Source organism: Turicimonas sp. TL08 (assembly GCF_054660695.1).
The window spans coordinates 1-365 of sequence record NZ_BAAGDP010000076.1; the positions used below are offsets into that span (position 1 = coordinate 1).

Sequence of the window (365 nt, forward strand, 5' to 3'; positions counted from 1 at the left end):
CGCTGTTCCCATTACGCTGTTTATGTCTTCGCTTTCAAGTTTCTCACAAAGTTTTGCTTTGTTAATGACTCGTCAATCTTTACCCGTTTACGTTTCCATAAACGTTTTCAATTGATTCAAATTTCCGGTTTTTTAAAGAACAATCTTCTTAAATCTATCGACTTCCGATAAGAGCGGACACTCAAATCTCGAGCAAAAACTCTTGAAAGGAGGTGATCCAGCCGCACCTTCCGGTACGGCTACCTTGTTACGACTTAACATTAGTCACGGTGCTCACCGTGGTCGCCGCCCTCCTTGCGGTTAGGCTCACCGTGGTCGCCGCCCTCCTTGCGGTTAGGCTAACGACTTCTGGTAAACACCTCACC

Annotated in this window: 1 rRNA gene; it reads right to left on the reverse strand. The window is 46.3% G+C overall.

Annotated features, from left to right (window positions below):
* Positions 1-205: 205 nt before the first annotated feature.
* Positions 206-365 (reverse strand): 16S ribosomal RNA (locus ACYQ4O_RS13015); the annotation flags it as partial.